The following is an 8,855-nucleotide window of genomic DNA, read 5'->3' as shown; positions in this document are numbered from 1 at the left end:
ATGTCGGTGTCCTGCAGGGTTCGTGCTGTCCTTTGTGACGTGGTCGTGTGGGCGGGCCTCCCGCGGGCGGCGAAGCGGATGCCGTTTCACTGGGCAAAGCAGGACGGCATCCACCGTAACCGTGCCATGATACCAGATAGCCGACGGCCGTGCAGCACCCCAAGGCAGCCGGCGCGCGGCGCGCGGTTGAATGCCGGTGCGCGTGCAGGCTGCGTCGCCCCGGCCGGCTCGTTTCGCAGCAGCCCGAACCCGGGAATGCAGTTTGTCCGGATTCGAGGGCCGTCGGCCACTCCCCTCCTTGACCTTGCAGGGGCGCTTGTGGAAAATGCAATGGTTTGCTCGAAGGACGATCCGCCTGCACGGAGGCGGCGAGCTGGACAAGGCGCAGGCCGAACACGCCCGCCCTTGCCCGGCTTTTTTATTGGAAAGAAAGGACGGAACCGCATGGGACTCACGCGAGGGCAGCTGACGATGGTGGCGGTCCTTTTGGTGGGGGCGCTTCTGGCGGTGCTCAACCAGACGCTGCTCACCCCGGCCCTGCCCACCATCATGGACCACCTCTCCATTGAAGCCACCACCGCGCAGTGGCTGACGAGCGGCTACTCGCTGGTGGAGGCCGTCGTCATCCCTCTGAACGCCTACCTGCTGGGACGGTTCTCGTCGCGGCGGCTCTACGTGGGCGGCATCGCGCTGTTCGCGCTCGGATCGGCCCTGTGCGCTATGTCGCCCAGCTTCGCCTTCCTGCTTATGGGCCGCATCCTGCAGGCGTGCGCCACCGGCGTGGTCATGCCGCTCGTGTTCACGCTCATCCTGCTCATCTTCCCGCGGGAGAGGCGCGGCGGGGCCATGGGGGTCATCGGGCTCATCATCAGCTTCGCGCCCGCCGTGGGGCCCTCGCTCTCGGGCGTGCTGGTGGACAACATCGGCTGGCGCGCGTTGTTCATGCTGGTCACCGTCTTGGCGGTGGGGGTGGTGATCGCAAGTGCGCTGTCCCTCAAAAACTTCGAAGGGTTCGACCGCACCTCCTTCGACGCACCGTCCGCCGCGCTTCTGCTCGTGGGAATGGTGAGCCTGCTCTACGGCCTGTCCACCTCCACCTCAAGCGACGCCCCCTGGATCCCCGCCCTGCTCATGCTGGCCGGGCTGGGCGTGCTCGCGCTGTTCGTCCGACGGCAGACGCGCCTTGAGCACCCCATGCTGCAGGTGCGCGTGCTCAAGCACCGCGAGTTCGCCACCCTGGCCGCCATCGTCACCCTGCTCTACGGCGTGCTCATCGGCGGCAGCGTGGTGTTCCCGCTTTACGTGCAAAACGCCCTGGGCGCCAGCGCCACCTTATCGGGGCTGGCCATGCTCCCCGGCGCGCTGGTGGGCGCGGTGTGCGGCCTGGCGGCCGGCCGGCTGTTCGACCGCCGCGGAGTGCGCGGCATCGCGCTCGTCGGCGCCTTCGCGCTGGTGATCGGCACCGCCGGCTATGCGCTGCTGGGGGAATCGTCCCCGCTCGCGGCCGCGTGCGTCGCCTACACCGTGGTGTGCGTGGGCCTGCAGGCGCTCATCACGCCGCTGAACACCTGGGGCATCAACTCGCTTCCCAACTCGTCGCTGCCCCATGGAAACGCCATCGTCGCCACCATGGAGCAGGTGGGCGGGTCGCTTGGCACCGCCTTCGTCGTCAGCCTGACGGCGCTGGCCGGGCTGCTCACCGCCGCGCCTGCGGGAAGCGCCCAGCACTCCTTCGCCGGCTGTCATCTGGCGTTCCTGGGGATCCTGGCGCTCGCCGCCATCATCTGCGCGCTCATCGCGGCGCTCGTGCGGGACAGAAAGCCGGCGCGCGACGAATCCCGCGCGGCCGGGCAGGTCCCGGGCGTCGAGCGCCCTTGGCTCGTGTCCGACCTCATGAACCCCAAGCCCGCCACGCTCGGCACGCGCGACCGTGTCCGAGACGCCGTCGCCATCATGCAGCGGACCGAGACGAGCGGGCTGCCCATCGTGGGCGACGACGGATCGCTCGCGGGCTTCCTTTCAGACGGCGACATCCTGAAATGCCTCGCGCGGCATGATTCCTCGCGCGCCGACGGAGCGGTCTATGTGGTGCAGCTGGAGTCCGCCAGCCTGCGCGAGCGCATCGACACGGTGGCGGACATGGGCGTCATGCGCCTGGCCACGAAGTCGGTCGTCTCCGTGGAGGCCGGCGACCGCGCCGAGGACGCGTTCCGCACGCTCGCGGAAAAGCGCATCAAGAAGGTGCCTGTGGTGTCGGACGGCAAGCTTGTGGGGACGCTGAGCAGAAGAAACGTCATGAAAGCGCTGTCGCTGATGGAAAGCTGACAAACCCGCACGACGAAGAAGCGCGAAGCCCGCCTGCCTCGAAGGTGCGAACGCTCCGAAGCAGGCGGGGCCGGGGGATCGGGGTCGAAAGCGGCGTTTTCGCTGCGGCGCCCTCCTCCCGGCCCCGCGTCGGCGGCTAGACCGCCAGGTACTCCGCGGCCTCCTCCGCGCACACCGCCCCGTCGGCCACGGCGGTCACCACCTGGCGCAAGAACTTCGTGCGCACATCACCCGCCGCGAAGACGCCGGGCACGTCGGTGGCCCCGGATTCGCCTGCGGCTATGTAGCCGGTCTCGTCCAACTGCAGCGCCCCGGCCAAAAACTCGGTGTTGGGTTCGGTGCCCACGGCCACGAACAGGCCCGACACCTCCACGTCGCGGACCTCGCCGTCTTTGAGCATCTCCAAGCGCACGCCGGCGAGCTTCCCCTCGTCGGCGATCAGCTTGCGGGGAACCGCGTTCCACACGAATTCGATGTTCGGCAGGTCCTCGAGGCGCTTATGGTAGATGGCCGTGGCGCGCAGCTTGTCGCGGCGGTGCACCAGGTACACCTTCTTGCAGATGCGCGAAAGGTAGATGGCATCGCCCACAGCCGTGTTGCCGCCGCCCACCACCATGACCTCCTTGTCGCGGAAGAAGTTGCCGTCGCACGTGGCGCAGTACGACACACCGCGCCCCTGCAGCTCCTCCTCCAGCTCAAGCCCCAGCTTGCGCGGTCGCGCACCCGTGGCGATGATGACGCTTTTCGCCCGGTACTCGCCGAACGCCGTGGTCAGAAGCTTGGGGTTTTGAGTGAAGTCCACCGATGTCACCTCTTCGCCCACGTTGCGCGCACCGAAGCGGTCGGCCTGCTGCTTCATGGAGAACGCCAGCTCGAAGCCGCCCGTCCCCTCGGGGAACCCGGGGTAGTTCTCCATATGCTCGGTCTGGGCCAGCTGGCCGCCCGGCGCTATCCGCTCGAACACCACGGCGTCCAATCCGGCGCGGGCGGCGTACAGTCCGGCGGTCAGCCCGGCAGGGCCGGCCCCTATCACGGCGACGTCGATGGCGTCGGCCTGCGGCTCCCTGCGTTCCGCGGACGTTTCGTTCGCAGCGCGTTTCTCAGTCATGGGACCCTCCCTGGATCGTCTCTCCTAAACATCGCATGCCGCACCCCTCGGACGCGGCATGCGAAAGGAGGGGTCCGCCGACCCCTCCCCTTCCAACGCTTTCCGGCAACCGGACGTCAGCCCAGCATCGCCAGGATGCCCTGCTTGGGCTGCACGCCAACGGCCTGCTGCTTGGCCTGCCCGTCCTCGAACACGATGAGGGTGGGCACGCTCATCACGCCGTAGCGCTGGGCGATGTCGGGGCTTTGGTCGATGTCCAGCTTGTAGACGGCCGCCTTGCCCGCAACCTCCTGCGCCACCTCGTCCAGCGTCGGGGCGAGCATCTTGCACGGCCCGCACCACGTGGCGAAGAAGTCCACGAGGACGGGGCCTTTCGCGTCGAGCACCTTGGACTGGAAATCTGCGGACGATATGACTTCGCTCATGATTGAAAGCCTCCTTGGTTGCTGGTCTTCCCGGCGCGGCCGCCTGCGCGGCGCGCCGTCTCGTGCGGCCCCCCGAGGGGCCCTTTTCGGTTTCACTGCATTGTACTCGCCCTGCCGCCTTTTTGCATCAAATGTTACCGATCGGGGATGATTTTTAGGGAAAGCCGACACATCCGGCCGCGAACGGCGCCCGGTCGCGTCGGCATCAAGGCGCTATAATGGTTCGCGACAACGGAAAGGATCACGCATGAGCCAAGAACCCCTCGCGCGCCGCGCGGACGGCGGCCCGCACGGCGCCGCGCCCGACGGCGAAAACCCGGCGGCGCCCGGGACCCCTCTCCACGAACCCGCCTGGCGCGGGCACGCCGTCACGGCCGCCAACCTGGTTCTGGAGGGCGGGGCCATGCGCGGGCAGTTCACGGCCGGCGTGCTCGACTTCTTTTCCGACCGGGGACTGTTCTGCGAACGCGTCGTCGGCGTGAGCGCGGGGGCGCTCTGCGGCTACAACTACGTGGCCGGCGAGGACGGGCGCAGCTGCTACCTCAACACGAAGTACTGCGCGGACTGGCGCTACCTGTCGCTCAAAAGCTTCGTGCGCACCGGCAACGCCTGCGGACGCGAGTTCGCCTTCGACGAGATACCGAACCGCCTGGAGCCGTTCAACTACGCCGCGTTCGACGCCTCCCCCATGCGCCTGGTCACCGTGGCCAGCAACCTCGAGACCGGCGAGGCCGACTACCACGAGTTTTCCGACGCGCGCGCCGACCTGCCCTACCTCATCGCGTCGTCGTCCATGCCGCTTGTCAGCCAGATCGTGGAGGCGGACGGCAAGAGCCTTCTGGACGGCGGAACCTGCGACAGCGTGCCCATCCTCTACTCCCTGCTCACCGGCGCCGAAAAGCACATCGTGGTGCTCACCCAGGCATCCGATTACAAGAAAGGGCCCGACAAGCTGATGGCGCTGATGCGCCAGCGCTACGCCGCCTACCCGCACTACCTGGAGCGCCTCCAACACCGCCACTACGAGTACAACCGCGTCTACCGCATGCTCCCGCGCCTGCACGATGCGGGCAGGGCCTTCGTCATCCGCCCGCCCAAGCCCGTGACCGTGGCCAGCATGGAGAAGGACCCGGAGAAGCTCTTCGCCCTGTACGAGCAGGGATACGCCGAAGCCGCCCGCGCCTGGCCGGCCCTTAGCGCCTACCTTGAACGCTGAGCCGGCCCAAAGCGGAAAGGGCCGCCCGCGACCCTGCGGAAAGCCCCCTTACGCCTGTTCGAGCGTGACGGCGGTGCCGGAGGCGGTGACCATGAGCATGTTGCCCTGGCCGAGCACCTCGTAATCAAGGTCGACGCCGATGACGGCATGCGCGCCCATCGACGCCGCACGCTGCTCAAGCTCCTGCAGCGCCTCGGTGCGCGCCTGCAAAAGCTCCTGCTCGTAGCCCTCGCTGCGGCCTCCGACGAAGTTGCGGATACCCGCGCCGAGGTCGCGCAGGAAGTTGATGCCGGTGATCACCTCGCCGAACACGATGCCGTAGTAGCCGGACACGCGGTAGCCGTCGACGGAGTTCGTGGTGGTGACGATCATGGGGGGTTGCTCCTTTCTCCTGAAGATGCGCGGCGGTTGCAGGATACCATGCCCGAAGGGCGCGCAGGACGCGTGGCGCAAGAGCGTGCGGAAAGTGTGGGCCATACGGCGCGCCTGATGGCAAAGGTGTAGAATATCACCGCCCATCAGCAAGGACGCGAAAACCGCATCGAAAGGACCCCATGACCGCCGACCTCGTCTCGCTCGCCGTCATCGCGCTTGTCGCGGCGGCCAGCCCCATCGTGGCGAAACTCGTTCCCAACAAGCTCATCCCCGAGACGGTGTTCCTGCTCATCGCCGGATCCCTGCTCGGCCCCTACCTGGCAGAAGCCGTCCAGCTGACCGACTCGGTGCTGCTCCTCTCCGACCTGGGGCTGGCCTTTTTGTTCCTGCTGGCCGGCTACGAGATAAACCCGAAGAGCCTCACCGGCTCGCAAGGCAAGCGGGGGCTGGCCACGTGGGTGGTCTCGTTCGTCGCCGCGTTCGCCGTCATGCGGGTGGCCCCGGGTATCGGCGAGACGCACGTGGACGCCGTCATCATGGCGCTCGTGCTCACCACCACGGCGCTGGGCACCCTCATGCCCATCCTGAAGGAGCGCGGCCTCATGGAGACGCGCGTGGGGGAATCCACCTTGGCCTACGGGACCTGGGGCGAGCTGTGCCCCGTGCTCGCCATGGCCCTTCTGCTCTCCTCGCGGGCGGAATGGAAGACCGTCCTCATCCTGCTGGCGTTCATCGCATTGTGCGCAGTGGTGGCGGTAGTGCCCGCCAAGGCGAAGAAGGCGGGGCACAGGCTCTACCGCTTCCTGTCCGCCAACGCCGACACCACCTCCCAAACCATGATGCGCACGACCGTGCTTCTGCTCGTGGGCCTGGTCACGCTCTCGGCCGTGTTCGATCTGGACATCGTGCTGGGCGCCTTCGCCGCCGGCTTCGTGCTGCGCTACGTCATCCCCGAGGGCGACCGCAACCTGGAGGCGAAGCTCGACGGAGCGGCCTACGGATTCCTCATCCCCGTGTTCTTCGTCGTGTCGGGCGCGAAGATAGACCTGTCGGCCGTGTTCGCCCAGCCGCTTCTGCTGGTCGGGTTCATCCTCATGCTGCTGATCGCGCGCGCGGTGCCCATCTACGCGGCCCTGTCCACCGGCAAGGGAACGCGCGACATGTCCTCGCACAACCGCCTGACGGTGGCGCTGTACTGCACCACGGCGCTGCCCCTCATAGTGGCGGTGACCTCGGTGGCCGTCAGCTCCGGGGCCATGGAGCAGGCCACGGCCAGCGTGATGGTGGCCGCCGGGGCCATCACCGTGTTCCTCATGCCGCTGCTCGCCTCCGTCACCTACCGCGTCGCCGACGCGCGGCCCATCCAGGCCGTGCGCGAGATCAGCCACAACCCGCGCGACATCGGCGACATCCTGCGCGAGCACTGGGAGCTGGAGCGGATGCTGGCCCGCCAGGAGGCGCTCGAGCGCCTGGCGGAAAGGCGCAGGGGGCGCAAAGGCGCGGAAGCCGAAAGCGAGGACGAGGCATGGCAGGACCGCGCCGCGCTGCTGCAGCGCCGCAGCGCCCGCAAGCGCGCCATCGACGAAGCGCTTGACCTGGCCGCCCAGGAGATGTCCCGCCACGACCTGGCCGCCGACGCCGACCCCGACGGCGACGGCCCGCTTTTCGCGTCTGCGCAGGAACGACGGCTCCGCATCGCGCAGCGCGTCGTGCGCGAGCATCGCCGTCGCCTGGACGAGATGGGACGGGCCTTCAAGCGCCCGGACGCCGACGCGGAGGACAGCGGGGACGACGAGTAAGGCGCCGCCTCCGACGATTTCAATCCGGCGCGGTTGCGCCTGGCCGCCTCCGACCGCAGCCTGCCCGGCATCCACCGCTTGCGGCCGGAATGGACGGCGTGACGCCCGCCCACGCCCGTCCTACGCGTCCCTCCCCTCTATCAGACGCAGCAAGTCGCTCTTCTTGTGGATGTCCAGCTTCTTGTAAAGGTTGCGGGAATGGACCCGCACGGTGTTCAGTGAGATATGCAGCACCTCGCCGCACGCGCTGAGCGTGTAGCCCTTCGCCACCAGCAACGCCACCTCGGCCTCGCGTTCGGACAGTCCGTAGGTCCGGGCAAGCGCGTCAACCGACTGCCGCAGCGCTTCCTCGGCCGACAGCCGGCGCTCGACGGGCGCCTGGTCCGCGCTGCCCTTCGACACCACCGCGAGCACCCCGACCAGCACCGCCAAGGCCAAAACCACGGTCGCAACCACGATGGTCGCGCCCTGGTTGGCGGAATCAACCTGCAAGCCGTTGATCTCGATGAAGTTCGCAACCAGGTAAGGCGCCTGCGAAAAGGCCAGCTGGCCCAGGCAGAAAACAGGGACGGCGGGCAGGCCCCGTTGGTAGATGACGCTTGCCAAAAACACCCAGGAGAAAAGCATGATCATCCTCTGAGTTGCCTTGAGCAGCGAAAAGGCGAAATCGGGCACCATGAGGAAAAGCGAGGAGCACGCGAACAGGCCGCCGAACACGATAAGCATGAGGAAGGGCCACAGCCGATCCGGATCCCGCCGCTTCAAAACGTAGAGCCAAACAACATACGCAAGAAACACGATCAGGCACATGACGGTGATGGAGAGCGAGTAGAGCCGGTCCCCGTCGGCGAGGAAGGGAGGTTCGAACAGGGCCAGGACCGTCTTCGACGTGGCGCATATCGCCAGAAGGCACGCGCTTTCCACCACGGTGCCCGAGCGAAGCCCGAGCTGCGGAGGGCGGCCATCGTCGGCGGACAACGGCTGCCTGCGCAGCACGAGCAGCAGGCAGACCATCCCGACGACAGGGTAAAAGCACAGCGACGCGATGGCCGCCGTATCGGGAAGGGCGCCTTGGACCAGCGCGATCATCTCGGTGAGCAGCTGCCCCCCTGCTATGCAGAGCGCCGAGCGAGCCGGCGCCATGGAACCGAGGACCCACCCCAGCATCAGGAAGAACGACGCGCTGCCGACGCCGCGGACGGCGAAGGGCACGCCTTCGAGCGGCGTGCCGGCAAGCGGGGAGAAAACGACGAGAAAGGAGCCCGCCGCCTGCAGCAGCGCGCCGCAGACGAGCACGACGGAGAGCTGCCGCAGGGTGCATGAGCACAAACGCTCGAGGATGGTGAGCAGCATCATCGCGCACACCTGCGCGATGATCTCGGCGACGTCGCCCGAGACGTCGACCAAGGCCGTGTCGCCCGCGAACGCGGGGCGGAACGTGAGCCTGAAGACCGCAATGGAGAGGCAGGTTAGCAAAAACGTGCCGGAGGCGAGGAAGCGGAGGCTCAGAGCAGGGCGATCATCGGGCATTCGGAACCTTTCCACAAGAGTACGACCTCGCGATTATAGCACCGCGCACCTGCCGAAACGGCCGCATGCGGCGCGCG

7 protein-coding genes are annotated in these 8,855 nt (G+C 67.6%); 3 read left to right on the top strand and 4 right to left on the bottom strand.

All coding sequences use genetic code 11. The annotated features are described in order from the left end of the window. The first annotated feature begins 444 nt into the window (after window positions 1-444). Window positions 445-2,325 (top strand): DHA2 family efflux MFS transporter permease subunit, encoded by a 1,881-nt coding sequence (locus ACWKY3_RS08520; protein ID WP_449315994.1) that lies wholly within the window; start codon window positions 445-447, stop codon window positions 2,323-2,325. 136 nt (window positions 2,326-2,461) lie between these two features. Here ACWKY3_RS08520 and trxB read toward each other — a convergent pair whose 3' ends face one another. Together trxB and trxA are read right to left on the bottom strand one after the other, a co-directional pair. After that, the gene (trxB, locus tag ACWKY3_RS08515) at window positions 2,462-3,433 is read right to left on the bottom strand and encodes a thioredoxin-disulfide reductase (RefSeq protein WP_449315993.1); all 972 of its coding nucleotides are present in this window, start codon (window positions 3,431-3,433) and stop codon (window positions 2,462-2,464) included. A gap of 116 nt (window positions 3,434-3,549) precedes the next feature. Next, the gene (trxA, locus tag ACWKY3_RS08510) at window positions 3,550-3,858 is read right to left on the bottom strand and encodes a thioredoxin (RefSeq protein ID WP_449315992.1); all 309 of its coding nucleotides are present in this window, start codon (window positions 3,856-3,858) and stop codon (window positions 3,550-3,552) included. A gap of 247 nt (window positions 3,859-4,105) precedes the next feature. Here trxA and ACWKY3_RS08505 point away from each other — a divergent pair, with 247 nt between their 5' ends. Next, complete coding sequence (locus ACWKY3_RS08505) at window positions 4,106-5,074, top strand: patatin-like phospholipase family protein (RefSeq protein ID WP_449315991.1); 969 nt, start codon at window positions 4,106-4,108, stop codon at window positions 5,072-5,074. A gap of 48 nt (window positions 5,075-5,122) precedes the next feature. Here the strand turns inward: ACWKY3_RS08505 and ACWKY3_RS08500 are convergent, their stop codons facing one another. Beyond that, complete coding sequence (locus ACWKY3_RS08500) at window positions 5,123-5,446, bottom strand: heavy metal-binding domain-containing protein (protein ID WP_449315990.1); 324 nt, start codon at window positions 5,444-5,446, stop codon at window positions 5,123-5,125. A gap of 182 nt (window positions 5,447-5,628) precedes the next feature. On the opposite strand from ACWKY3_RS08500, the gene ACWKY3_RS08495 reads away from it, so the two are divergent. Beyond that, a complete protein-coding gene (locus ACWKY3_RS08495) occupies window positions 5,629-7,248 on the top strand; it encodes a cation:proton antiporter domain-containing protein (RefSeq protein WP_449315989.1) in 1,620 nt (539 codons plus the stop codon). 120 nt (window positions 7,249-7,368) lie between these two features. Here ACWKY3_RS08495 and ACWKY3_RS08490 read toward each other — a convergent pair whose 3' ends face one another. Beyond that, on the bottom strand, window positions 7,369-8,778 hold the full coding sequence (locus ACWKY3_RS08490) for a helix-turn-helix domain-containing protein (RefSeq protein WP_449315988.1): 1,410 nt from the start codon (window positions 8,776-8,778) through the stop codon (window positions 7,369-7,371). Window positions 8,779-8,855 lie beyond the last annotated feature (77 nt).

Source organism: Rubneribacter sp., from assembly GCF_965361815.1.
The sequence above is the reverse complement of the archived record's forward strand: the minus strand, read 5'-3'. Positions and strand labels throughout refer to the sequence as shown.